The organism is Actinoplanes sp. NPDC023801 (assembly GCF_040639655.1).
Taxonomy (GTDB): Bacteria; Actinomycetota; Actinomycetes; order Mycobacteriales; family Micromonosporaceae; genus Actinoplanes.
Map to the genome: position 1 here is coordinate 81,586 of NZ_JBFAAI010000007.1, position 24,069 is coordinate 105,654.

The 24,069-nt window shown below is 69.4% G+C and carries 19 protein-coding genes; 9 read left to right on the plus strand and 10 right to left on the minus strand.

Going from position 1 to position 24,069, the window contains the following annotated elements:
• Positions 1 to 97: 97 nt before the first annotated feature.
• The 5 genes from AB0G04_RS15560 to AB0G04_RS15580 all read right to left on the minus strand — a co-directional run bounded on the left by AB0G04_RS15560 (position 98) and on the right by AB0G04_RS15580 (position 6,613).
• On the minus strand, positions 98 to 1,774 hold the full coding sequence (locus AB0G04_RS15560) for a beta-1,3-glucanase family protein (protein WP_360982434.1): 1,677 nt from the start codon (positions 1,772 to 1,774) through the stop codon (positions 98 to 100).
• A gap of 199 nt (positions 1,775 to 1,973) precedes the next feature.
• Positions 1,974 to 3,497 carry an alpha-N-arabinofuranosidase gene (locus AB0G04_RS15565; protein ID WP_360982436.1) on the minus strand — a complete coding sequence of 508 codons (1,524 nt, stop codon included), beginning with the start codon at positions 3,495 to 3,497 and terminating at the stop codon, positions 1,974 to 1,976.
• A 49-nt stretch (positions 3,498 to 3,546) separates the two neighbouring features.
• On the minus strand, positions 3,547 to 4,392 hold the full coding sequence (locus AB0G04_RS15570; RefSeq protein ID WP_360982438.1) for a carbohydrate ABC transporter permease: 846 nt from the start codon (positions 4,390 to 4,392) through the stop codon (positions 3,547 to 3,549).
• Positions 4,389 to 5,315 carry a sugar ABC transporter permease gene (locus AB0G04_RS15575; protein WP_360982440.1) on the minus strand — a complete coding sequence of 309 codons (927 nt, stop codon included), beginning with the start codon at positions 5,313 to 5,315 and terminating at the stop codon, positions 4,389 to 4,391. The genes AB0G04_RS15570 and AB0G04_RS15575 overlap by 4 nt, the downstream gene beginning before the upstream one ends.
• Positions 5,315 to 6,613, minus strand: coding sequence for an extracellular solute-binding protein (locus tag AB0G04_RS15580; RefSeq protein ID WP_360982442.1), 1,299 nt, complete (start codon positions 6,611 to 6,613; stop codon positions 5,315 to 5,317). Before AB0G04_RS15580 ends, AB0G04_RS15575 begins: the two co-directional genes overlap by 1 nt.
• Positions 6,614 to 6,916: 303 nt before the next feature.
• Here AB0G04_RS15580 and AB0G04_RS15585 point away from each other — a divergent pair, with 303 nt between their 5' ends.
• Positions 6,917 to 7,960, plus strand: coding sequence for a LacI family DNA-binding transcriptional regulator (locus tag AB0G04_RS15585; protein ID WP_360982444.1), 1,044 nt, complete (start codon positions 6,917 to 6,919; stop codon positions 7,958 to 7,960).
• Between the two features lie 222 nt (positions 7,961 to 8,182).
• On the opposite strand, the gene ligD is transcribed toward AB0G04_RS15585, so the two are convergent.
• The 3 genes from ligD to AB0G04_RS15600 are packed head-to-tail and all read right to left on the minus strand — an operon-like array spanning position 8,183 to position 12,701.
• Positions 8,183 to 9,142, minus strand: a complete 960-nt coding sequence (gene ligD, locus AB0G04_RS15590) for a non-homologous end-joining DNA ligase (RefSeq protein ID WP_360982446.1) — start codon at positions 9,140 to 9,142, stop codon at positions 8,183 to 8,185.
• A gap of 9 nt (positions 9,143 to 9,151) precedes the next feature.
• The gene (locus AB0G04_RS15595) at positions 9,152 to 10,870 is read right to left on the minus strand and encodes an acyl-CoA dehydrogenase (RefSeq protein ID WP_360982448.1); all 1,719 of its coding nucleotides are present in this window, start codon (positions 10,868 to 10,870) and stop codon (positions 9,152 to 9,154) included.
• Positions 10,871 to 10,913: 43 nt separating this feature from the next.
• Positions 10,914 to 12,701: a sensor domain-containing diguanylate cyclase gene (locus AB0G04_RS15600; RefSeq protein WP_360982450.1), complete on the minus strand. Its 1,788-nt coding sequence runs from the start codon at positions 12,699 to 12,701 to the stop codon at positions 10,914 to 10,916.
• A gap of 190 nt (positions 12,702 to 12,891) precedes the next feature.
• Here AB0G04_RS15600 and AB0G04_RS15605 point away from each other — a divergent pair, with 190 nt between their 5' ends.
• The 3 genes from AB0G04_RS15605 to AB0G04_RS15615 all read left to right on the plus strand — a co-directional run bounded on the left by AB0G04_RS15605 (position 12,892) and on the right by AB0G04_RS15615 (position 16,175).
• Entirely contained in the window at positions 12,892 to 14,625 is a 1,734-nt protein-coding gene (locus tag AB0G04_RS15605) for an alpha/beta hydrolase (protein ID WP_360982452.1), read from the plus strand.
• A 302-nt stretch (positions 14,626 to 14,927) separates the two neighbouring features.
• Complete coding sequence (locus AB0G04_RS15610) at positions 14,928 to 15,119, plus strand: hypothetical protein (RefSeq protein ID WP_360982453.1); 192 nt, start codon at positions 14,928 to 14,930, stop codon at positions 15,117 to 15,119.
• An 18-nt stretch (positions 15,120 to 15,137) separates the two neighbouring features.
• Positions 15,138 to 16,175: an oxidoreductase gene (locus AB0G04_RS15615; RefSeq protein ID WP_360982455.1), complete on the plus strand. Its 1,038-nt coding sequence runs from the start codon at positions 15,138 to 15,140 to the stop codon at positions 16,173 to 16,175.
• On the opposite strand, the gene AB0G04_RS15620 is transcribed toward AB0G04_RS15615, so the two are convergent.
• Both AB0G04_RS15620 and AB0G04_RS15625 read right to left on the minus strand, forming a co-directional pair.
• Positions 16,165 to 16,803 (minus strand): response regulator transcription factor, encoded by a 639-nt coding sequence (locus AB0G04_RS15620; RefSeq protein WP_360982457.1) that lies wholly within the window; start codon positions 16,801 to 16,803, stop codon positions 16,165 to 16,167. The two genes, AB0G04_RS15615 and AB0G04_RS15620, sit on opposite strands and share 11 nt — an antisense overlap.
• The gene (locus AB0G04_RS15625; protein ID WP_360982459.1) at positions 16,755 to 18,041 is read right to left on the minus strand and encodes a sensor domain-containing protein; all 1,287 of its coding nucleotides are present in this window, start codon (positions 18,039 to 18,041) and stop codon (positions 16,755 to 16,757) included. Before AB0G04_RS15625 ends, AB0G04_RS15620 begins: the two co-directional genes overlap by 49 nt.
• A 108-nt stretch (positions 18,042 to 18,149) precedes the next feature.
• On the opposite strand from AB0G04_RS15625, the gene AB0G04_RS15630 reads away from it, so the two are divergent.
• From AB0G04_RS15630 to AB0G04_RS15650, 5 genes are all read left to right on the plus strand, one after another.
• Positions 18,150 to 19,151 (plus strand): acyl-CoA desaturase, encoded by a 1,002-nt coding sequence (locus tag AB0G04_RS15630; protein ID WP_360982461.1) that lies wholly within the window; start codon positions 18,150 to 18,152, stop codon positions 19,149 to 19,151.
• A 283-nt stretch (positions 19,152 to 19,434) separates the two neighbouring features.
• Complete coding sequence (locus tag AB0G04_RS15635) at positions 19,435 to 20,214, plus strand: CDP-alcohol phosphatidyltransferase family protein (RefSeq protein ID WP_360982463.1); 780 nt, start codon at positions 19,435 to 19,437, stop codon at positions 20,212 to 20,214.
• A 107-nt stretch (positions 20,215 to 20,321) separates the two neighbouring features.
• Positions 20,322 to 20,750, plus strand: coding sequence for a hypothetical protein (locus tag AB0G04_RS15640; protein ID WP_360982465.1), 429 nt, complete (start codon positions 20,322 to 20,324; stop codon positions 20,748 to 20,750).
• Positions 20,751 to 20,774: 24 nt separating this feature from the next.
• Positions 20,775 to 22,373: a phospholipid carrier-dependent glycosyltransferase gene (locus AB0G04_RS15645; RefSeq protein ID WP_360982467.1), complete on the plus strand. Its 1,599-nt coding sequence runs from the start codon at positions 20,775 to 20,777 to the stop codon at positions 22,371 to 22,373.
• A gap of 40 nt (positions 22,374 to 22,413) precedes the next feature.
• The gene (locus tag AB0G04_RS15650; RefSeq protein ID WP_360982469.1) at positions 22,414 to 24,054 is read left to right on the plus strand and encodes a GMC family oxidoreductase; all 1,641 of its coding nucleotides are present in this window, start codon (positions 22,414 to 22,416) and stop codon (positions 24,052 to 24,054) included.
• Positions 24,055 to 24,069: the final 15 nt, after the last annotated feature.

Consider the following 24,069-nt stretch of genomic DNA (forward strand, 5'->3'; position numbering starts at 1 on the left):
CTGCTCTTGAGAACTGCTTCGACGGATATCGAGTGACGAGTGCCACATAGCGCACGAAGCCCACTCTTTTCAGAGTGGGCCTCGTCGATGTAGAAGATCAGAACGGGCTCAGGATGATCCCGGCCGCGCGCGGATCTCCATCGTGGACCAGCGACTCCTGGGCCAGCACGTCGTCGAAGGCGAAGGCGTACGCCCGGCCGTCGACCATGTTGTCGTGGACGGCCTTCGCGTACGGGTTGGCCGGGCCGCCGGTGTAGAAGTCCGCGGCCGTACCACCGGGCTGCGTGTCGATCCGTCCGAGCGTGGTCCGCCACAGCGCCGAGCAGAGCGTCCGGGCGATCGGCCCGACCACCTGGTCGTTCGGCGCTCCGAGGGCGCCGTCGCAACCCCACACGTTCGCGGTCGACGGCTTCGTGAACGACGCCACGGTCCGGCCGCTGCCGTCGGTGAAGTTCATGACGTTGCCACTGGTCCGGCCCAGGTACTTCACGTCCGGCCGGTCACCGAACGGCACCACGGTCAAAGTCTTCGAGGCGTACGCGTTCCACGCGCTCGTGATGTACGAATCCAGGTAGGTGGGGCTCATCAGGCCGGCGTCGGCGGCCTTGCCCGGGGCGAGGACCCGCAGCACCGTGCCGTCGGAACCGGTCACCACACTCTTCGCGAAGTCGGGATTGGCCCGGACAGCGTCGATGACCTTCTGCCGGCCGTTCGCGACCAGCTCGCCGGTCTTCGAGGTCCGGCCGCTGCCACCGGTGACCGAGACGACGTGCGGCACCGCGAACATGTCCACCTGCGAGCTGTTCAGCCACAGGCCGGAACCATTGAGGGTGAACTCGCTCCAGTCGAACAGGATGTCCCGGTTCGGGTCGCCGCCCGCCCACGGGGCCGGCTGGACCAGGCCGTCGCCGGTGATCCGGAACTCCAGCTTGCGGCCGAACGAGAAGTAGATCCGGCCGGAGAGGTTCTTCAGCACCTTGATCGTCGTGCTGGAACCGTTCGCCGGGCCGGGGATCGAGACGTCCGGCGCGGGCACCGGCACGGGACCGCCACCGGTCCACGGGGTGAACCCGCCGCCCGCGTCGACGTACCCCAGCTTGCCGGTCTGCAGGTTCACGCCGAGCACGTAGAGGTAGACCGGCTCGTCACGGCCGCTACGGTTCGTCACGGTGACCGGCAGCAGGTCACCCGCCGGCGGGACGGTCGCGGCCGGTGTGGTGGCCGGCGCGGTGGCCGGAGCCTTCGTCGTCGGTGCGGCCGTCGTCGGAACCGTGGTCGGCCGCGTGGCCGGGACCGTCGTCGCGGGCACGGTCGCCGGCGGCGTGGTGGCAGTCGCCCCACCGCTGCACGGGTTGCCGTTCAGCTTGCAGTTCACCGGCTGCGCGCCGGCTCCGACGAATCCGAATGTCACGCTCGCACCCACCGGAACGGAACCATTCCAGGCACGATTCGTGAATGTACGGTGACTGCCCGAAGCCGTCATGTCGGTGTCCCAGAAACTGCCGATCGCACTTCCGGCCGGCAGATCGAACTCGACCTTCCAGGACGTCATAGCGGACGTTCCGGTGTTGCTGATGGTGATCTCGTCCTGCCAGCCGCTGCCCCAGTCGGAGACCGTGCGCAGGGTGGCGGTCGGCGCGGCGGCCGAGGCGGGCAGGGCGATCCAGGCGGTGGCGAGCGCTGCGACAGTCGCCACCGAGGCGAGTATCAGGCTCCTTTTGCGACGCATGGGGATGTGACCTCCGTGGGGGGCTGTCGGGGGTAGGTCGCCCATTATTCGTCGCGAGAAACCGCTCTCACAGAGGCTTTAACGTTCTTTTAAGGTCAAATTCGCCGACGTTCTCGCCGCACCCCGATAACAAAAACTTCCCCACCCGTCCCCCACCGCTGCCTCAGCCGCCCGTTCTCGGCAGCCGGCCCACACCGCTGTCTCAGGCGCGCTGAGACAGCGGTAGCGCACAGCCGGGGTTCGGTCAGCGGGTGAGGCGGATCGCGGACCAGGAGACGCGGGGCAGGGTCAGGGTGACGGCGCCGGCGTCGACGGCGATCGCGCCGCCGGGGACGTCGGTGAGCGCGCGCAACGAGACGCGCTCCGGGTCGTCCCTGGTGTTGCTGGCGTAGACGTCGTCGTCGGTGAGGGTCCACGACTCGGCGACGGTCAGACCGGCACCGAAGGCGCTCAGATCCACGCCGAACTCGACCGGGTTCTCCACATCCCGGTTCACCGCGAACACGGTCACGTCCCCGGTGGCCGGGTCGTGGGTGGCGACCGCGTCGACGAGCGGCGCCATGCCGTACTTCGCCGTCTCGTAGGCCGGGGCGTCGATGTGCAGGCGCAGCACGTCGCCCTTGGCGAGCGCGGCGGTCTTGGCGAACGGGTGGAAGATGGTCTGCCGCCAGGCCGGGCCGCCCGGTTCCGTCATGATCGGGGCGATCACGTTGACCAGCTGCGCCTGGCAGGCCGCCGTCACCCGGTCGCTGTGCCGCAGCAGCGAGATCAGCAGGTTCCCGACCACCACCGCGTCGGCCACGTTGTAGCAGTCCTCGATGACCCGCGGGGCGACCTTCCACTCCTCGGGCAGCGGGGCGTTCTGGAAGCGGGACAGGTACCAGACGTTCCACTCGTCGAACGACAGGTTGATCTTCTTGGTGCTCTTGAGCCGGGCACCGACCGCGTCCGCGGTGGCCACGATGCTGTTCACGAAGAAGTCCATGTCGACGGCGGACGCGAGGAACGAACCCAGGTCCCCGTCGTGCTCCTCGTAGTACGCGTGGCAGGAGACATAATCCACCACGTCGTACGCGTGCTCGAGCACCGTCGACTCCCAGGTGCCGAACGTCGGCATCGTGGAGGACGAGCTTCCGCAGGCGACCAGTTCGAGGTCGGGTTCGGCGGACCGGAGAGCCCGCGCCGTGCTGGCCGCGAGCAGGCCGTACTCCTCAGGGGTCTTGTGCCCGGTCTGCCAGGGGCCGTCCAGTTCGTTGCCCAGGCACCAGATCTTGACGCCGTAGGGCTTCTCGGCACCGTTGGCGCGGCGCTGCTCGGACAGCGCCGTGCCCTCCGGGTGGTTGATGTACTCGTGGACGTCGAGCGCCTCCTGCACGCCGCGGGTGCCGAGATTGACCGCGTACATGATCTCGACGTCGGCCTTCTCCGCCCACTTGGCGAACTCGTCGATGCCGACCTCGTTGGTCTCGATGCTGCGCCACGCCAGGTCACGCCGCCGGGGCCGCTGGTCGCGCGGGCCGACGCCGTCCTCCCAGCGGTATCCGGAGACGAAGTTGCCACCCGGGTAGCGGACCATGGTGACGCCCAGTTCCCGGGCGAGCGCCAGCACGTCGGTGCGGAAGCCGTCCTCGTCGGCCAGCGGGTGGCCCGGCTCGTAGATGCCGGTGTAGACGCAGCGGCCCATGTGCTCGACGAACGAGCCGAAGGTGCGGCGGCTGACGGGCGCCACGACGGCAGCCGGATTCAATGCGACACGCGCACGGAGCATGGTTGTTCCCTTTACCAAGAAGAAGACGAGATGCGCGGGTACGGGAGGGCTACTTGACCGAGCCGATGGTCAGGCCGCCACGCCAGTACCGCTGGAGCATCAGGAAGGCCACGATCAGGGGGACGATGGCCACGAGAGCGCCGGTCACGATCACGTTGAACGTGGCCGCTCCGCCGTTGCCCATGATCGCCGACATGTACCAGGCCCGGAGGCCGACGGTGAGCGGGTAGAGCTGGTCGTCGCTCAGCATCACCAGCGGCAGGAAGAAGTTGTTCCAGGACGCGACCATGCTGAACAGCAGGACGGTGACCAGGGCCGGCTTCATCGCGGGCAGGGCCACACTGCGGAACACCCGGAACTCGCCGGCACCGTCGATGCGGGCCGCTTCGAGCATCTCGTCCGGGATCGAGTCGTGCACGTACACCCGGAGCAGGTAGACGCCGAACGGGTTGAGCAGCGACGGCAGGATCACCGCCCAGATCGTGTCGACCATGTTCGCCTGCGACATCAGCAAATAGGTGGGCAGCACGAGCGCCGTGGCCGGCACCATGATCAGGCCCAGCAGCAGCGCGAACAGGGCGTTGCGGCCCGGGAAGCGCAGCTTGGCGAACGCGTACCCGGCCAGCGCCGAGATCACTGTGGCGCCGACACCGCTGACCACCGCGTAGAACGCCGAGTTGCGCAGCCAGGTGACGTACACCCCGCCGTCCTGCTGGAACAGCAGCTTCAGGTTGTCGATCAGTTGGAAGTCGCTGAACCACAGCGACGCGGACTGGAAGAGGCCGTCGTTGTTCTTGGTCGCGGCGACCAGGAGCCACCAGAACGGGAGCAGGAAGTAGATCGCCAGCAGGCCCATCACGATGTGGGCGGCGACGCTGCCTTTCTTGAACGTCATCGCAGCGCGCTCCGCTTCCGGGTGGCGAACAGGAAGATGTACGACCCGATGAAGACCACCGCGCCGAGCAGGAACGAGATCGCCGCCGAGTAGTTGTACTGCTGGAACGAGAACGCCTGCTGGTAGGCGTACACGTTGGGGGTGTAGTGCTGGGTGATCGCGCCCGGGTTGAGCGGCTGCAGGATCAGCGGCTCCGTGAAGAACTGCAGGGTCCCCATGATCGTGAACAGGGTGGCCAGCACGAGCGCCGAGGCGATCATCGGTGTCTTGATCCGGAGTGCGATCTGCACCTCGGTCGCGCCGTCGATGCGGGCCGACTCGTAGGTCTCCCGGGGCAGGCCCTGCAGTGCCGCGTACAGCACGATCATGTTGTAACCGGCCCACTGCCAGGTGACGATGTTGCCGAGCGAGGCCAGCACCGTGTCGCTGGAGACGAAGTCGATGCCCAGGGCGGAGAACGGGCCGATGCTGTCGCTGTAGAGGAAGCCCCACATCAGGGTGCCAATGACCACCGGGACGGCGTACGGGACGAACGCCGCGAGCCGGAAGAACCGGGAGAACCGCGAGGTGGCCGCGTCGATCAGCAGCGCCGCGAGCAGCGCGATCCCGATCATGACCGGGGTCTGGATCAGTCCGAAGATCAGCACCCGGACGACGCCCTCACGGACCAGCGGGTCGTCGATCGCCTGCTTGTAGTTGTCGAAGAGCGCGAAGACCTCGCCCTCGATCAGGGTCGACCGATAAAGGCTGATCTTGAACGCGTACGCCATCGGCAGCAGCAGGAACGCGACGAGCAGCACCGCGAAGGGCAGGACGAACAGCCAGCCGGTGGCGGCCTCCCGCAGGTGGGAGCGCCGTCCGGTCTTCACCGAGGGCCCCGCGGCCGCCGGAGCGACCGCGGGGGAATTCTGTACCTCGGTCATTACTGGACCTTGAAGCCCTGCTGGGTGGCGTAGGTCTTGACGTTCGCCTGCGCCGTGTCGAGCGCCGCCGTCCAGGACGTCTTCTTCTCGATCGCCTGGTTGATGTTGGTGGTCAGCTGGTTGAAGTTGTAGCTGTTGAACGGGCTCCAGGAGAACGGGCCGATCGCGTTGTAGGCGGGCACGAAGACCTCGTTGACCTTCTGGCCGCCGAAGAAGTCGTACTGCTTGTTCTTGAAGGTGTCGGACTCCAGCACCGGGGTGGCGGTCGGGAACAGGAACGCCTTGTCGATACCGATCTTCCAGGCCTCGGTGTTCTTGGCACCGAAGAGCTCCATGGCCACCTTGGCCGCGACGTCAGGGTACTTCGCCTGGTCGGTGACGGCGAACGAGGAGCCGCCCCAGTCACCCTGCTTGTTCTCGCCGGCGACCCACTGCGGCAGCGGGGCGACCTTCCACTTGCCCGAGGACTTGGCGGCGTTGGCCTGGATGTAGCCGGGGCCCCAGCCGGCCGCGAGGTAGGTGGCGTACTTCTCCGAGCCGAGCCCGTTGTAGAAGTCGGTGGTGTGGAACGCGGTGGTGTCGGCCAGGCCCGCGTTGACCATGCCCTCCCAGTACTCGATGACCTTCTTGGCCTCGGCACTGTTGACGTTCACGCCGATGCTTGTCGGGTTCGCCAGGTCGTAGTTGTACGGCTGGGCGCCGGCCTGCCAGAACAGGCCGCTCATGAAGCCGCCGTCGTTGGCGCCGAAGTCGGTGATGAAGCTCTTGCCGGCCGAGGCGGTCTTCAGCTTCTCGGCCTGCTGCTTGTACTCGTCCCAGGTCTTCGGCACGGTCAGGCCGTACTTCTTGAAGATGTCCTCGCGGTACATCATCGCCATGGGCCCGGCGTCGACCGGGATCGCGTAGACCTGGTCGCCGGAGCTGACCTGCTTCCACGCCCACTCGACGTAGTCGCCCTTGACGTCGTTCGCGCCGTACTTGCCCAGGTCGACCAGGTGCTTGGTGAGCGCGAAGGTGGGGATCTCCTGCAACTCCAGCATCGCCACGTCGGGCGCGCCCTTGCCGGCCTTCAGCGCGGTCTGCAGCTTGGTGTACTGGTCCTGGCCGGTGCCGGCGTTCGTCCACTCGATCTTGATGTCGGTGTGCGTGGCGTTGAAGTTGTCGACGACGCCCTGGAACTCGGGGTACCAGGCCCACACCTTGATGGTGACCGGTCCGGCCGGCTTCTCGGCGGGCTTGTCGTCGCCACCGCTGGTACACCCGGTCAGCGCGAGGGCCGTCGCCGCGACCGCCGCCACAACTGATCGCCGACTGACTTTCCGTGCACTAAAGTTGCCGATGTTCACTGGGTCCTCACAGACGAGTAGATGCGTATCCAGTTGATCATTTCCGGGCCTGGTAAGGGCTCGGAGAGCCGACCTCCGGTGCTGGCACACCGGGGGTCGGCCATGAGGCCGGGGCTCGCACGCCCAACGGTCTTCACCGCTGGTCGAGCGATGTTGCTACGCTTTTGCAGCGCTGCAAAGCAAAGCATGCACGGCACCCCGAACGTCGGCAAGGGGTAACCTGCCGGAAACTTGGGGCGGTCAGAGGGGGCAAGAATGCGTCGAGAAGTCACTCTGCGTGACGTCGCGGAGTTGGCCGGCGTCTCCAGCCGAACCGTCTCCAACGTGGTGAACGGCTACGCCAACGTCACCGAACACACGAGAGAGCGCGTTCAACGTGCGGTCGAGCAGCTCGGCTACCGGCCCAACGTGCTGGCCCGCAACCTCGCACAGGGCCGATCGGGGCAGATCGCGGTCGTCGTTCCGTACCTGGACACCCCGTACTTCTCCGAGTTGTTGCAGAGCGTCATCCGAGCGGCGCGGATCAGCGGCTATAACGTTTTGATCGACCAGACCGACGGCGACCCGGAACACGAGCGGGCGTTCATCGCGCACGGCTCGCGCCGGCTGCTGTTCGACGGCATCATCTTCAGCCCGCTCGGTCTCGACCAGCAGGCCCTCGCCGACCGCGACCCCGACCTGCCGCTGGTGATACTCGGCGAACGGTCGAGCGACGGCACCTTCGACCACGTGGGCATCGACGACGTCGCCGCGTCCCGCCAGGCCACCGAGCACCTGCTCGACCTGGGCCGGCAGCGGATCGCCGCGATCGGCGACCAGCCGTACGCCACCGGCGAGGCGGCCCAGCGGCGCACCCAGGGCTTCCGCGAGGCCCATGCGGCCCGCGGGCTCACCCCCCGCGAGGACCTGATCATCAGCACACCCCGGTTCAACCGGCCGGACGGCGCGCGGGCCATGGCCCACCTGCTCGACCTCCCGGAACCACCGGACGCCGTGTTCTGCTACTCCGACCTGGTCGCGCTGGGCGCCATCCGCACGCTCGTGTCGCGTGGACTGCGGGTGCCCGAGGACGTTGCGGTCATCGGTTACGACGACATCGAGGACGGGCGGTTCTCCAACCCGACGATCTCCACCATCTCCCCGGACAAGGAGATGATCGCGACCACCGCGGTGGAGAGGCTGCTGCTGCGCATCACCAGTGCGACACCCCCCGAGGGCCTTGAGGTACGCGCTCCGCACCGGCTGATCGTCCGGGAGAGCACCGCCGGACGGGCTGCCGGCACGGCTTCGCCGCGGTGATCAACCCCTGGATCATGCGCCACCACGAGGTGGCCCAGTTGAGGCCCACCCGGAAGACCCAGACGGCCGGGTTGTCCAGCCGGCGGACCGTGGACCAGCGAGCATAGGCGCGGGACATCGCCTCGGCGGTCGCTTCGGACGCCCGGTCGTCACGGCGCAGGGTGACCGCAAGCGCGCGATAGACTCGGTCCGGCGTTCGGGTGGCCGGTGATCGGTTCCCGGTCAGTCCTGGGATTTCTCGTCGGGAACGGTCAGGCCCGCTTTCTCGTCGCGGTCGGCCCACTCCAGCAGGGTGTCCAGCGAGTACGCGTGGTCGTCGATGGCGGCGTGCAGGTCGCCGAGTTCGGCGAAGCGCGCGGGGACCGTACGGATGGTGAAGTCCCGGGGGTCGAGGTCCTGGATCTCGTCCCAGGTGACCGGGGTGGAGACGGTGGCCGTGGGCACGCCCCGCACCGAGTAGGCGCTCGCGATGGTGTGATCGCGGGCGTTCTGGTTGTAGTCGATGAACAGCGCGCTCGGGTCGCGGTCGCGGCGCCACCAGGTGGTCGTCACGTCGTCGGGGGCGCGCCGCTCCACCTCGCGGGCGAAGGCGAGCGCGGCCCGGCGTACGTCGGAGAAGTCCCAGCGGGGATCGATGCGCACGTAGACGTGCAGGCCCTTGCCGCCGGAGGTCTTCGGGAAACCGGTGATGCCCAGCTCGCCGAGGACCTCCCGGACCACCGGCGCGACCCGGCGGACCGTGTCGAACGGGCAGTCCGGCATCGGGTCGAGGTCGATGCGCCACTCGTCGGGTTTCTCGGTGTCGGCCCGCCTGGAGTTCCACGGGTGGAACTCCACGGTGGACATCTGCACGGCCCAGATCACGTCGGCCGGCTTGGTGACGCACAGTTCGTCGGCGTGCCGGTTGTAGCGCGGGAACTTGACCCGGACCGTCTCCAGCCACGGCGGGGCGCCGTTCGGCACCCGCTTCTGGTGCACCTTCTCCCCCGAGAGGCCGTCCGGGAACCGGTGCAGCATGCAGGGTCGCTCGCGCAGCGCGCGGACGATCCCGTCGCTCACCGCCAAGTAGTACTCGACCAGGTCGAGCTTCGTGGCGCCGAGCTCCGGGAAGTACACGCGGTCTGGGTTGGAGACCCGGACCTCGTAGTCGCCGACTTCGATGATCGTGGCTTTACCTGCCATGCCCTGAAACTAGCCCAACCAGGCGTCGTCCATGTCCCGAAGCAGGGTGTCGCCCGAGTCGAGCAGGTCGAGCATGGGCCCGATCCGGGGCAGCTCATGGGTGACGAAATACCGTGCGGCGAGGCGTTTGCCCTCGTAGAAGTCACCCTCCTTGCCCTCGGCGGCGAGCAGTTGTTCCAGCCACAGCCAGGCGATCACCAGATGGCCGGCGGCGTCCAGATATGCCGTGGCGTTGACCAGCGCCTTTGCCGCGTCACCGTCGGCCCATAGTTTGGCGGTGGTAGCGGCGAGCCGGTCGGCTGCCTTCGAGACATGGGCGCCCAGCTCCGGGGTCCGCACGGCGGTAACCCGGATCCGGTCGAGCAGGAGCGCGAGGCCGGCGCCGCCCTTCTGGATGACCTTGCGGCCGAGCAGGTCGAGGGCCTGGATCCCGTCGGTGCCCTCGTGGATCGAGTTCAGGCGGTTGTCGCGGTAGAACTGCTCGACCGGGTACTCGCGGGTGTAGCCGTAACCACCGTGCACCTGGATGGCGTGGTCGTCGGCGAGCCGGCACCACTGCGACGGCCAGGCCTTCACGATCGGCGTGAGCGTGTCGAGGAGCAGGTCGTTCTCCGGCGACGGCTCGTCGAGCAGCTTCGCCGCCCAGAGAACGAGGGCCAGGCCACCTTCGACGTACGACTTCGAGGCGAGCAGCATGCGGCGCACGTCGGGGTGCTCGACGATCGGGACGGGCGGCGCCGCCGGGTCCTTGCCGGCGACCGGGCGGCCCTGCTGCCGCTCGCGGGCGTAGGACAGGGCGTGCAGGTATCCGGTGTAGCCGAGGGCGACCGCGCCCGAGCCGACGCCGATCCGGGCCTCGTTCATCATCAGGAACATGTACGCCAGGCCGCGGCCCTCCTCGCCGACCAGTTCGCCGACGGCGTCCTCGAAGGCGAGCACCGTGTTGGTGGTGCCGCGGTAGCCCATCTTGTGGTTGAGCCCGGCCAGCACCACGCCGTTGCGCTCGCCGGTGTCCGGGTTCTTCTTCGGCACGATGAACAGCGACAGGCCCTTGACCCCGGCCGGCGCGCCGGCGACCCGGGCCAGGACCAGGTGGATGATGTTCTCGCTCAACTCGTGGTCGCCGCCGGAGATCCACATCTTGCCGCCGTTGACCAGGTACGTGCCGTCGTCCTGCCGGACGGCCCTCGTGGCCACGTCGCTCAGCGAGGATCCGGCCTGCGGCTCGGACAGGCACATCGTGCCGGTGAACCGGCCCTCGAGCATCGGATGGACGTAGCGGCGGATCTGGTCCTCGGTGCCGTGCGTCAGGAGCAGGTGCGCGTTGCCCGAGGTGAGCATGGCGTACGCCGAGGTGCCGGTGTTGGCGGCCTGGAACCAGAGGAAGCAGGCCCGCTGCACCACGTGTGGCAACTGCAGGCCGCCGTGCTCGGCGGGGAAGCCGGCGGCGATCAGCCCGGACTCGGCGAAGACCTTCAGCGCCCGGCCGACCTCCGGGATCATCGTGACCCGCTCGCCGTCGAAGGTCGGCTCGTTCAGGTCGCCGGTCCGGTTGTGCGGCGCGAAGTCCCGCTCGGCGATCTGCTGGGACACGTCCAGGAAGGCGTCGAACGTCTCCCGGGAGTGTTCGGCGAACCGCTCCCGGGCGGTCAGCGCCTCGGCGTCGAGCCATTCGTAGAGCAGGAAGTCGAGATCCCGCCGGGAGAACACCTTTGACACCGCGGTCACCACCGTTTCGGTCGAAACTTAATGCACCCAGTGTGCACGAAGTTTAGTCCACCGCGCGGTGCCGGCCCACCCTCACGGTCACCCCGGCCGGAATCCGGCTGGTGTGCTTGATCTCGTACATCGCGTGGTCGGCGGCGCGCAGGGCCTCGTCCGGGTCCGTCGCGGCCGGTGCCAGGTGGACCCCGACACTGGCCCCGATCCCGATCTCGTGCCCGTCGATCCGGAACGGCAGCTCGAGGACGTACCGTACGCGGCCGCTCATGCCCACCGCGTCCTCGGCCGTCATCACGCCCGGCATCAGGATGACGAACTCGTCGCCCCCGACGCGGGCCAGCACGTCCTCGGACCGTACACACGCGCTGAGCCGGTCCGCCACCTGACGCAGCAGCTCGTCACCGACCTCGTGGCCGTGCGCGTCGTTGACCGGTTTGAAGCCGTTCAGATCGACGAAGAGCACCGCGACCGCGCCGGCGCGCAGCGTCGAGTTGAGCTTGTCCTGCATCCGGCGCCGGTTGGGCAGACCGGTCAGCGGGTCGTGCTGGGCCTCGTGCTCGAGCCGCTCCTGGAACGCCCGGTTCTCCGAGATGTCCCGGGCGTTGATCACCACACCGTTCAGCGCCGGGTTGTGCATCTGGTTGGAGGCGGTGAAGTCGAACCAGCGGAACTCGCCGCCCGCGGTCCGCACCCGGCACTGCAGCCGCAGCACCCCGTCCGGGTCGGCGACCAGGGCGCCGAGCTGCTCGCGCATCTGCGGCTGGTCCTCGTGGTGCACCACGTCGAAGACGCCGTGCCCGGCCAGCGAGCCGGCTTTGAAGCCGAGCACCGAGGTGGTGCTCGGGCTGCTGAAGATGATCCGGCCGTTGATGTCGAGCACCGAGACCAGGTCCGGGGCGTGCTGGAAGAGTGCCTGGAACCGCTCGTCGGCGCGCCGCCGCGTGATCTGGGTCCGGTAACCGAGCACCGTGATGCCCACCACACCGATGACCAGCATCACGAGCAGGGTGAGGTTCAGCGTCTGGCTCCGGCTGTAGACCGCACCGTCGAAGTAGGCCTTCGTCTGGGTCCGCACATAGGACCAGCCGCTCGGCTGCACCCCGACCACCACCGCGATCATCTTCACGTCGTTCTCGACGTACTCGACGAAACGGCTGCCGGGCCTTCCCAGTTCGGGCCGGATCGCCCCGTTGACCGCTCCGCCCACGAGCGCGTCGTCACTGGCGGCCCCGATCCGGCCGGCGGTGTCCACGATCATCGTCTTGTGGACGTCACTGCGCAGTTCGCGGATGTAGCCGTGCAGCGGGGTCGCGGCGACCTGGTTGAAACCGATCAGGTATCCGACCAGCCCGCCACCGACCTTGATCGGGATAGCGACCGCGGTCACGAACGTCTCGCCCGCCGGCATGACACCGGAGAAGCCGAAGTCACGCGTCTCGAGCGACTCCCACATCGGCGCCCAGGCCGGGTCGGACGCCGGCGGGAGGCCTGAGGCCCGGCTCGCCGTGAGGAGATCGCGGTCCTGGCTCGCGGTGGCCATGCCGTACTGGAACGTGGTGCTCTTGGCCGCGAGGACGGACAACGTGATCCGGTCCTTCGCATCCTTCGCGCCCAGGCGCATGGAGCCGGAACCGAGCAGCTTGCCGAGCTCCAGCGTGGAGTTCTTCTGCAACTGCCCGGTCAGGGTGCCGTTGTTGGTGCCGAGCGCCGTGGTGTCGTTCTGGTGAACGGTCTCGACCGCCTTGACGGTCGAGCGGTTCACCAGAATGCCGGCGACCCCGGCACCAGCCAGCAACAACACGCTGACCAGCACCGCGATCCAGTTACGCAGCCGCATCGCGTTCCTCCTCACCGCTTGTCATCGGCAGGCGCGGCGCGGAGTGAACGATCCCCGGGCAGGAAACCAGGGAATACCCGGAGAGAAATAGGGCGGCGCCCAGCGGCATCGAGCCACGAGAATGGGGAGGCAGCGCGTCGGGTGGAGGTCGTCACGCCCGGTGCGACCGGTCCGACGAACGGAGCACCGGATGCGAAGACGGGTAGTGGCGTCCCCGCCCAGTTGGCCGGCGGCGCTCCGCGCCCGGATCCCCTCCCCTCGCCGCCCCCTCGCCGACTCGCCCCTCGTCCTCCCGGCTCTCCCACCACCCCGGCGGCGGATCGTCCGGTCCGGTCTGAGCCTCGCCGGCGCCGGCCTCGCCGCTGTCTTCTACTGCCTCTCCTTCACTCCGTCACTGCTGCCCCGGGCCTGGTTCCTGCAGGGCGTGGTGGCCGGCATCACGGCAGCCATGGGGTACGCGTCCGGCGCCGCGGCCGGAGCGCTGGTCCGCCGCGTGCGGGGGCCCTTCCGCGCCGGGACCACCCGGATCGCGTGGCTTCTACTGGCCGCGGCGCTTCCCGTCCTGGTGGCGATCTTCCTCTGGCTCGGCACCCGGTGGCAGCGTGATCTGCGGCTCCGGCTCGGAATGCCACCCGCCCCGGAGTACGACGTGGCCCGCACCGTCGGCATCAGCCTGCTCACCTTCGGGCTGCTGCTGCTGATCGCCCGGATGCTGCGGCTCGCCACCCACGGCTGCTCCCTGGTGTTCCGGCGGGTGTTCCCCATACCGGCCGCCTACTGCGCCGGCACGCTGGTGGTGGCCGTTCTGGCGTACGGTGCCTTCGACGGCCTGCTGGTCGCCAACCTGTTCGCCACCGCCGACCGGCTCGCCGCCGTGGAGAACAGCGGGACCGGCAACGGCGTGACCGTTCCGGCCTCCGCACTGCGCTCCGGCGGCCCGCAGTCGTTCGTGCCATGGCACACGCTGGGCCGGCAGGGCCGTGCGTTCGTGGCCGGCGCCCCCACCGGCGAGCAACTCACCGAGTTCGCCGGGCGGCCCGCGCTGGAGCCGATCCGGGTCTACGCCGGGCTCAGTTCGGCCGGCACCGTCGAGAAACGGGCCGAGCTGGTGGTCCGCGAGATGGACCGGACCGGGGCGTTCGAACGCTCGGTGGTGGCCGTCTTCACCCCGACCGGCACCGGCTGGGTCGACAACAAGGTGACCCGCTCCCTGGAGTACATGTATGCCGGGGACACCGCGCTGGTGTCCATGCAGTACTCGTACCTGCCGAGTTTCTTCGCCTTCATGGGTGACCGCTCCGAGGTGGCGGACGCGGCCGACGCGCTGATCGGCGCGGTCCGGGAGCGCTGGTCCCGGCTGCCGGCCGCGACCCGGCCACGGCTGCTGCTGTTCGGGGAGAGCCTCGGGACGTACGGGATGGAGATGACCTTCGGTACGCCGCAACGCCTGGTCGACGGGGCGGACGGCGCGCTGCTGCTCGGGCCGACGTTCGCCAACCCGACCCATCGCGAGCTCACCGCCGGCCGGGTGCCGGGCAGCCCGGTCTGGGATCCGAGCTATCCGGGCCTGCCGGTCGAGTTCGCCGACGACGCGGCCGAGCTCCGCGATCCGACCGGCTCCCGGCCCAAGGTGGTCTACCTGCAGAACGCCACCGACCCGGTGGTCTGGTGGAGCTGGGATCTGCTGTGGAAGAAGCCGGAGTGGCTGACCGGGCGGCGGGCGCCGGACGTCACCCCGGACATGCACTGGTACCCGGGCATCACGTTCTGGCAGATCACCTGCGACCTGGTCTTCTCCAACAAGGTGCCGACCGGGCACGGGCACTCGTACAAGTCCGAGACGGTTGACGGGTGGGCCGCTATCGCCCCGCCACCGGGCTGGACGACACAGGACAGTCTGCGACTGAGGGCTCTGCTGGGCTGACCGCCGGCCGGTCACCGAACCGCTCGTTCACCGGCCGTTCCTCCGCGTACGCGCGGACCGCCAGCCCGGCCAGGATCGCCGCCATCGTCGACACGATCAGCACGGTGAGAGCGCCGCGCCGGAAATCCGCCCTGAACCGGTCGTCCATCGGCAGGCCTCTCTTATCAGCGAATACCCGCCTCAATCGTGAAGCGACGGACACGGGGTTGGTACCCGGTTGTTCGGCTGACCCGGAACGAGTGACATCCCCCGAAGCGGCCCGCACGTTGAGAATCGAGGTGGGATGCGGAGAGGAGGCGGCGATGAACGACGCGCTGAGCGGGTTCCAGCGTCTGCCCGGCCGGCGGCGGCGCCCCGTGCTCCAGGGCGTGATCGCCATGATCGCCGCGGTACTGGTCCTCGGCTGCGGCCTGCTCGCCGGGCGGCTCCTCGCTGACGACGGTCCGGCGCGCGCGCCCGTACCGTCACCGGGACCGTCGAGATCCACCGTCTGAACCGGTAGGTTCCCCGGCATGACGTTGCATCGAAAGCTGTCCATAGCAGTGCTCGCCCTCGTCGTGGCCGGTGGCACCGGATTCACCCCGGGCCCCGGACTGTCCTGGCAGCTCACCGACACCGGCACGACCGCACGGTTCCGTGGGCTCGCGCCCGTGAACGCACACGTGGCGTGGGCGGCCGGATCCGCCGGAACGGTGCTGCGGACCGTCGACGGCGGCCGCAACTGGTCCTCGGTGGGGCCGCCCGAGGCAGCCGCGCTCCAGTTCCGGGACATCGAGGCCTTCGACTCCCGCAACGCGGTGGCACTCACCATCGGCAACGGCCCGGACTCCCGCGTCTACGCCACCTCGGACGGCGGGGGCACCTGGACCGAGACCTTCCGCAACGACGAGCCGACGGCCTTCTACGACTGCCTCACGTTCTCCGACCGGCGGCACGGCCTGGCCCTGTCCGACCCGGTTGGCGGGAAGTTCCGCATCCTGGCCACCCGCGACGGCGGCCGCAGCTGGCAGGTCCGCCCCACCGGCGGCATGCCCGACGCGCTGCCCGGTGAATTCGCGTTCGCGGCCAGCGGGACCTGCATCGTCTCATCCGGACGGCACACCTGGTTCGCCACCGGCGGCGGCGCCACCGCACGGGTGTTCAGCTCCCGCGACGGCGGCCGCACCTGGCGGGTGACCGATTCGCCGGTGCCGAGCGGGCCCAGCGCCGGGATCTACTCGCTGGCGTTCCGGGACAGCCGGCACGGGATCGCGGTCGGCGGCGACTACAACGCCGAGACGGCCGCGCCGGACGGATCGGCGGTCACCCGGGACGGCGGCCGGCACTGGACCGTGTCGAGGAAGGTTCCGGGCGAGTACCGGTCCGGGGTGGCCTGGTGGCGGGGGCGTACCGCGCTGGCGGTCGGGCCGACCGGCAGCGACGTGTCCTTCGACGGCGGCGTCACCTGGCGCCGGTTCGACACCGGCAGCTTCGACGCGGTGGCCTGCACCGGCGACGGCTCCTGCTGGGCGTCGGGCCGCGACGGGCGGATCGCGAGACTCACACGTTGAAGTAGGCGAGGACGGCCAGGACCCGGCGATGGTCGTCGTCGGAGGGCGGCAGGCCCAGCTTCGTGAAGATGCTGCTGATGTGCTTGCTGATCGCCTTCTCCCCGACGAACAGCTTGGCGGCGATCGCCCCGTTCGACCGGCCCTCGGCCATCAACCCCAGCACTTCACGCTCCCGGGCGGTAAGTGCGGCCAGCGGCGACTGGCGGCGGGCGAGCAACTGCGAGACGACCTCCGGGTCCATCGCGGTGCCGCCGGCCGCCACCCGGCGCACCGCGTCGACGAACTGGGCCACGTTCGCCACCCGGTCCTTCAGCAGGTAGCCCACCCCGCCGGCCCGGTCGGTCAGCAGCTCCCGGGCGTAGAGCGGCTCGACGTGCTGCGACAGGACCAGCACCGGGAGACCGGGCACCCGCTGCCGGGCCGTGATCGCCGCCTGCAGTCCCTCGTCGGTGAAGGTGGGCGGCAGCCGTACGTCCACCACCGCCACGTCCGGCTTGTGCTCCAGCAGGGCGGGCAGCAGCGACGGTCCGTTGTCGACGGACGCCACCACCTCGAACTCGAACGCCTCGAGGAGACGGGTCAGGCCGTCCCGGAGGAGGGCGAGATCTTCGGCGAGGACAACGCGCACGGCAGCTCCATGGTCACGACGGTCGGTCCGCCCGGCGGGCTGGACAGGCTCATCGTGCCATCGAAGGCGGCGAGTCGGCGTTCGATGCCTCGCAGTCCCGTGCCGCCCGACGGGTCGGCCCCGCCACGGCCGTCGTCGCTGATCCGCAGGAGCAGCGTCTCCCCGGTGTGCCACAACTCCACGGCGGCGTTCGACGCGGCGCTGTGGCGCACCGTGTTGGCCATGGCCTCGGCCGCCGCGAAGTAGGCCGCCGACTCGACCGGGGTGTCGAGCCGCCCCGGCAGCGCCGCGGTCACCGTGACCGGGATCGGCAGGGCCATCGCCAGGGCCCGCACCGCACCCTCCAGACCCCGCTCCGCGAGCACCGGCGGGTGGATGCCGCGGACCAGGTGACGCAGCTCGACCAGCGCCGCCGAACTGGTCTCGCGGGCCTCGGCAAGCAGTTTGCGGGCCATCGCCGGGTCGGCGTCGACGATCTCCTCGGCCAGCCCGATCGTCATGCCGAGGGCGGCTAGCCGGGCCTGGGCGCCGTCGTGCAGGTCGCGTTCGATCCGGCGCAGCTCGGCGGCCTGGGCGTCGACCGTGTCGGCCCGGGTGACGGTGAGCTGACTGACCCGCATGCGCAGCTCGGCGGCCCGGGTGGGGGCCAGGAACAACCGGTTGAACAGAGCGTCGGCACGTCGCAGGTAGGGCGCCGCGGCGATGCCGATCGCCAGGATCAGCGCACCCTGCGGCAGCGACAGGAAGCCCTCGCCGATGGTCTCGATCGGCCAGATCATCCCGTAGCCGTACTCGTCGGTGCCGAGCCAGATCCAGAGCGGGATGAGCAGGATGCCCTCGGCGCCGTAGACGGGCAGGGCGAGCGTCAGCATGGCCAGGACCAGGCCCACCGCCGCGCCCGGCACCAGCCACGCCACGTCACGCCACGTCGCCGGGTCGGTGACCAGCCACCGGTAGTGGCGCAGGCTGCCGAAGACCACCTTCTCCGGACGAGGGCGGTACGGCCGGGGGACGGGCACGCCGCGGCCGGCGGCGAGCCGGCGGGCCAGGTCGGCGCGGGCCCGGATCAGCATCGTCACCAGCGGCAGCAGCACCAGCCCGATACCGAGCACGGGGGTCAGCACGAGTGCGACCGCGAACAACACGAAAAGTGGCAGGTTGACGATGGCGAGCGGGACGGCGATCAACCCGCCGGCCACGGCGCGAACGCCGTCGCGGATCCAGTCACGGGAGTCCATGTCACCATCCTCGCCAGCGGGCGCCAGGTTGTCGGTAGTGCCAGCACTACCGTGATCCGGTGGCCTGGCACTCCTGCCCGCCGATCACTTCGCCGGTTCGCTTGGAGCATGACGACGACAGCCGAGACACGGGCCACCGGCAGCGACTTCGCCGAACTCAACCGCCGGATCAACGCGGCCGGGCTGCTGCGCAGACGGCCGGGCCACTACGCCGTCCGCCTGAGCCTGGTCACCCTCGCCCTGGCCGGCGGATGGACCGCCTTCTTCCTGGTCGGCGCCTCCTGGTGGACGCTCGCCGTGGCGGCGTTCCTGGCGGTGGCGTTCGCGCAGGTGGCACTGGTGGCGCACGACCTGGCGCACCGGCAGGTGTTCCGCCGGAACACGCCGAGCGCGCGGGCCGGGATGATCGCCGGGAACCTGGCGATCGGGATGTCCTACGGCTACTGGATGGACAAGCACACCAAGCACCACGCCAACCCGAACCACGACGACCTCGACCCGGACGTCAGCCCGGACGTGCTGGTCTGGTCCGCCGAGAGCGCCCGCGGCAAGGGCTTCCTGGTCCGGCATCAGGCGTGGTTCTTCTTCCCGCTGCTCACCCTCCTGGGTGTCTCCCTCAAGCGGGACAGCGTGCGCGCGCTCCGCGAGGGGTCGGTCAAGCGACGCGGCCTCGAGTCCGCGCTCCTCGCGGTTCATTTCCTGGCGTACGCCGCCGCGCTGCTCCTGGTCCTGTCACCGGTCCAGGCGCTGGCGTTCCTGGTCGTGCACCAGGCTCTCTTCGGGCTCTACCTGGGCCTGACGTTCGCCCCGAACCACAAGGGCATGCCGCACCCGGACGGCACCGAGGACTTTCTCCGCAAACAGGTACTGACGTCCCGCAACGTGCGTGGCGGGTGGTTCGTCGACGCGGTGCTGGGCGGGCTGAACTACCAGATCGAGCACCACCTGTTCCCGGCCATGCCGACGCCGAACCTGCGACGGGCCCAGCCCATCGTGCGCGACTACTGTGCCGAGATCGGCGTCACGTACGAGATGACCGGTTTGGTGGATTCCTATCGCCAGGCGCTCCGGCATCTGCACGAGGTCGGCGCCGAGCTGCGCGCCGGGTGAGGTTGCCGTGCCGACCCGGGGGAGCGCGCGTAGGATTGTGCTCTACAACAACGAGCGAGACCGTGTTGTGACTTTGCCGAGATTTCCGACTACGGGCCGCCTTGATCGGTATCACCGCAGGTAGCGGCCCCGGTTCACCGGCGGGCCACGTAGCGTTCTCATGGGATTAAGGTCTAAAGTGCCGCGCGTGAAGGTGACCTTGCAGGAAATCCGGGAACGGACTTACAAACCGGTTGACGCGTGGTGGACCGTGCTTTTGGTCGATCCACTGGCGGCTCGGCTGGTGCGTCTGGTTGCGCCGTACCGATGGATCACACCGAATGTTCTGACCCTTGTCGCCTCGATCTTCGGGTTCGGGGCGGCCGCCTGTTTCGCCACCGGTGAGCGGTGGGCGCTCGTCGCCGGCGGCATCCTGTTCCACATCAGCTTCGTCGTCGACTGCATGGACGGCAAGATCGCGAGGCTGAACGGGACGGGGACGATGTTCGGGCAGTGGCTCGACTTCGTGCTCGACCGGGTCCGGGTCTTCTTCATCGCGCTGGCTCTCTTCGGCGGCCAGTACGTACAGACCGGCAACGTGGCGTACCTGTGGCTGATGGCCGTGGCCGTCTTCCTGGACCTGTTCCGCTACCTGAACAGCGCCCAGATGACCAAGGTGCGCGCCAGCATGCGCGACCAGATCGCCGCCTACCGTCTGCCGGTCGTGCCGCAGGCCGAGCCGGGCGCCAACATGGGCGAGCCGGGCGACGAGATGCCCGCTCCCGCTCCGGCCCCGGCCGGCGGCGGCTCGCTGAAGAACCGGATCGGCGCGACGCTGCGCCGCAACCGGATCCGCACCCACCTGTTCAGCGGCATCGAGTACGAGATGTTCGTCTTCATCATCGGCCCGATCACCGGTCTCATCTTCGGGGTCACCATCGCGGCCGGTGCCGCGCTGCTCGCCTTCGAGATGTTCCTGATCTACAAGCTGCTCCGGACCTGCCAGCAGTTCCCCGGCAAGCTGGCCGCCGCCCGGGCCGCCCACGACGAACAGGAGACGGACCGCGTTCCGTCCTCGGTCTGAGGTCACCCGGACCCGGCACCCCCGGCGCGCACGCCGCGCCGGGGGTGCTCCCGTTCTGCCACCGGCGAAGTGTTCACCGAGCCGGGAGAGCTGCCGAACGGACCGCCATGACCGAACCTGCCTCCGGTGTGCCGCTGACCGTCAAACTGCGGCTGGTGAGCTCGAACTCGGGCCGGCCACGGACCGGCTGCACGGTCAGCCTCTGGCACTGCGGCGGCCACCGGTCCCTGAGCCGGCAGCCGGTCGACGCGGCCGGCTGGGTCGCGTTCAGCGGAGCCTTCCCCGGTGCGCACGCCGGGCACTGGCCGCACGTGCACTTCGCGGTGCACTCCGACGACGACCTCCTGCACGCCGCGCAACTCGCGCTGCCGCAGGACGCGTGCGCCGAGGCGTACCCGCCGGACGAACGCCGCCGCCTCGGCGCGATGACCATCGCCCGGGACGACTGCTTCACCGGGGGATGGGCCCTGCAGATACCGTCGGTGACCGGCGACGCGACACGCGGGCTGGTGGCGACCCGTACAGTGGGCGTCTGAGACGACCACGGTTAGATTGGCCCGATGCAACGCCACCGCCTGCTCCAGATCCTCGCGGTCGTGGCGATGCTGGGGCAGATGGCGTTCGCGATGGTCACCACGGCGATGCAGCAGTCGCCGACCATCGACGAGCCGGTCTACGTGGCCACCGCCGAGGTCTACCGGCAGCAGCACAGCCTGCGCTACAACCCGGAGCACCCACCGCTCGGCAAGCTGATCATCGCGACCGGGACGGCCTTCGCCGGCGCCGAGCTGGACCCGGCCTACCCCGGCAACCAGACCAGGCTCGGACGACATCTGCTGTACGAGAGCGGCAACAACCCGTTCCAGCTGATGCTGCTGGCCCGGCTGCCGGTCATCCTGCTCACGCTGGCCTTCGGGCTCGTGGTGTTCTTCTTCGCGCGCGACCTGGCCGGGATGTGGGCCGGGCTGATCGCGCTCGCGCTCTACAGCTTCTCCCCCGACGTCATCGCGCACGGCTCACTCGCCACCCTCGACGTGCCGGCCGCCGGGATGCTGCTCACCGCCTTCTGGCTGGCCTGGCGCGCCCGGACCCGGCCGGGCCGGTACGTGCCCCTGGCCGGGGCCGCGCTGGGTGCGGCCCTCGCGACGCGGGCCAGTGTGCTCCCGGCCGTACCGCTGGTGGTGTTGCTCGCCGGGTTGTCGGTCTGGCGGGCGCGGACCGATGAGCTGAGGCGCCGCCTGCTGATCTCCGCGGGAGCGGCGCTCGGTGCCGGGGTGATCGCGGTGGCCGTGGTGTGGCTGGTCTATCTCGCGGTGGACCCCCGCCTGCGCTGGGCCGCACCGCCCGGCCTGCCCGACGTCGAGGGCCTCAAGGGCCTGGCGGTGAACCTGCTGCCCTTCCCGCAGCCCTACCGCGACGGGATGCTGATCCAATTCAAGTTCGAGAACCGGGTGTTCAACGGGTTCCTCCTGGGCGAGTCCTACAAGGGGTCGCTGTGGTACTACATGCCGGTCGCGATCCTGATCAAGACGCCGCTGGCGATGCTGGCGCTCTGGGCCGGCGGGATCGTCACCATGCTGGTGGTGCCACGGCTGCGCGCCGCGCTGCTCTACCTGCTGCCGGTCTCGGTGGGGCTCCTGCTGGTCACGATGGCCGGGGCACGCAACTACGGCACCCGGTACGCCATCCACCTGCCGATGTTCCTGGCCGTCGCCGCCGGGGCGGTGGCACTGATCGAGTGGAAGTGGTCGCGGATCGCCGCCGGCCTGCTCGTGCTCTGGGTCGCGGCGAGTTCGGTGCTGACCTTCCCGTACTACCTGCCGTACTCCAACGAGGCGTTCGGCGGGACCTCCCGGACCCACCTCAACCTGCACGACTCCAACGTCGACTGGGGGCAGGACCTGGCCCGGCTCGGGCGGCATCTGCGCACGAGATATCCGGGTGAGCGGGTGTGGCTGATCTACAAGGGCTCCGGCGTGCCCTCCTACTACGGGATCGCGGCGCGTGATCCGTACACCGTGCCGCTTGACGAGGTCCGCGGTCTGCTGGTGGTCTCCGACTCGCGGGTGGCCCTGGCCGGGCCCCGCCTGAAACAGATGATCGCCACATCCCGGGAGATAGACCACGTCGGGTACTCGATCAGGATATATCGACGCTGACCCCTTGATGGTTACCAGCCGGTAATGCTTAGGTGACCCGATGACGCATTTCGACATCGTGATCGTGGGCAGCGGCTTCGGTGGCAGCGTCAGCGCACTGCGGCTGGCGGAGAAGGGCTACCGGGTCGCCGTGCTCGAAGCCGGCCGCAGGTTCACCCCCGAGACCCTGCCCAAGACCTCGTGGGACCTGCGCAACTTCCTCTGGGCACCCCGGCTCGGGTTCCGCGGCATGCAGCGGATCACCCTGCTCAAGGACATCATGGTGCTGTCCGCGGCCGGCGTCGGCGGCGGCTCGCTCGTCTACGCCAACACCCTGTACGTGCCGCCGGCACCGTTCTTCGCCGACCCGAACTGGTCGCACATCACCGACTGGTCCGCCGAGATGGCACCCTTCTACGACCAGGCCTCCCGGATGCTCGGCGTCAACGAACAGCCGACCATGACGTCGTCGGACGTGGTGATCAAACAGGTCGCCGAGGACATGGGCGTCGGGCACACGTTCCGGCGTACCCCCGTCGGGGTGTTCTTCGGCGAACCCGGCAAGACCGTGCCCGACCCGTACTTCGGTGGCGCCGGCCCGGAACGCACCGGCTGCATCGAATGCGGCAACTGCATGATCGGGTGCAAGATCGGCGCCAAGAACCGGCTCGACGTCAACTATCTCTACCTGGCCGAACGCGCCGGAGTCACGGTCCACCCGGACACCGAGGTCACAGCGCTCCATCAGGAAGGCGACGGCTGGCGCATCGGCACCCGGCGTGGCGTCTTCACCGCCGGGCAGGTCATCCTCTCCGCCGGGGCGCTCGGCACCCAGCGGCTGCTGCACACCATGAAGGACCGCGGCGTGCTGCCCGGACTCTCCGGCCGGCTCGGGCAGCTGACCCGGACCAACTCGGAAGCCCTGCTCGGCGCCGCCACCAAGGACGTACCCGAACAGCCGTTCTCCCAGGGCATCGCGATCACCTCGTCGTTCCACCCGGACGCCGACACCCACATCGAACCGGTCCGGTACGGGCCGCGCAGCAACGCCATGGGCCTGCTCTCGACCATCCTCGTCGACGGCGGCGGGCGGGTGCCGCGACCACTGCGCTTCCTCTGGCAGGCCCTGCGGCATCCGGTCATGCTCGGGCACTCGCTGTCGGTACGCCGATGGAGCGAGCGGACCATCATCGCGCTCGTCATGCAGTCGGTGGACAACTCGCTGACGGTGCGGCGCACCCGTACCGGCCGGCTCACCACCTCACTCGGGCACGGCAAACCCAACCCCACGTGGATCCCGGTCGGCCACGAGGCGGTCCGCAGAATCGCCGACCGGATCGGCGGCTACCCCGGCGGCACCGTCGGCGACATCTTCAACATCCCGCTCACGGCGCACATCCTCGGCGGCGCGACCATCGGCGACTCACCGGCGACCGGGGTCGTCGACCCGTACCACCGGGTCTACGGATACCCCGGCCTGCACGTCATCGACGGCTCCGCGGTCCCCGCCAACCTCGGCGTCAACCCGTCCCTGACGATCACCGCTCTCGCCGAACGGGCCGTCGCCCTCTGGCCCAACAAGGGCGAACCCGACCCGCGGCCCGGACTCGGGGAGGCCTACCAGCGGGTCACGCCGGTCGCGCCGCGCTCCCCCGCCGTCCCGGCCCACGCCCCCGCAGCCCTCCGGCTCCGCCCCGCCTGACCGCCCACCGTCCCG

Excerpts from the sequence above, each read along its gene's own strand:
- AB0G04_RS15605 (WP_360982452.1), top strand. The coding sequence starts at position 12,892 with ATGCGAAGACGGGTAGTGGCGTCCCCGCCCAGTTGGCCGGCGGCGCTC.
- AB0G04_RS15630 (WP_360982461.1), top strand. The coding sequence starts at position 18,150 with ATGACGACGACAGCCGAGACACGGGCCACCGGCAGCGACTTCGCCGAA.
- AB0G04_RS15560 (WP_360982434.1), bottom strand. The coding sequence starts at position 1,774 with ATGGGCGACCTACCCCCGACAGCCCCCCACGGAGGTCACATCCCCATG.
- AB0G04_RS15600 (WP_360982450.1), bottom strand. The coding sequence starts at position 12,701 with ATGCGGCTGCGTAACTGGATCGCGGTGCTGGTCAGCGTGTTGTTGCTG.
- AB0G04_RS15625 (WP_360982459.1), bottom strand. The coding sequence starts at position 18,041 with ATGGACTCCCGTGACTGGATCCGCGACGGCGTTCGCGCCGTGGCCGGC.
- AB0G04_RS15640 (WP_360982465.1), top strand. The coding sequence starts at position 20,322 with ATGACCGAACCTGCCTCCGGTGTGCCGCTGACCGTCAAACTGCGGCTG.
- AB0G04_RS15610 (WP_360982453.1), top strand. The coding sequence starts at position 14,928 with ATGAACGACGCGCTGAGCGGGTTCCAGCGTCTGCCCGGCCGGCGGCGG.
- AB0G04_RS15575 (WP_360982440.1), bottom strand. The coding sequence starts at position 5,315 with ATGACCGAGGTACAGAATTCCCCCGCGGTCGCTCCGGCGGCCGCGGGG.
- AB0G04_RS15615 (WP_360982455.1), top strand. The coding sequence starts at position 15,138 with ATGACGTTGCATCGAAAGCTGTCCATAGCAGTGCTCGCCCTCGTCGTG.
- AB0G04_RS15565 (WP_360982436.1), bottom strand. The coding sequence starts at position 3,497 with ATGCTCCGTGCGCGTGTCGCATTGAATCCGGCTGCCGTCGTGGCGCCC.
- ligD (WP_360982446.1), bottom strand. The coding sequence starts at position 9,142 with ATGGCAGGTAAAGCCACGATCATCGAAGTCGGCGACTACGAGGTCCGG.
- AB0G04_RS15645 (WP_360982467.1), top strand. The coding sequence starts at position 20,775 with ATGCAACGCCACCGCCTGCTCCAGATCCTCGCGGTCGTGGCGATGCTG.
- AB0G04_RS15650 (WP_360982469.1), top strand. The coding sequence starts at position 22,414 with ATGACGCATTTCGACATCGTGATCGTGGGCAGCGGCTTCGGTGGCAGC.
- AB0G04_RS15570 (WP_360982438.1), bottom strand. The coding sequence starts at position 4,392 with ATGACGTTCAAGAAAGGCAGCGTCGCCGCCCACATCGTGATGGGCCTG.
- AB0G04_RS15585 (WP_360982444.1), top strand. The coding sequence starts at position 6,917 with ATGCGTCGAGAAGTCACTCTGCGTGACGTCGCGGAGTTGGCCGGCGTC.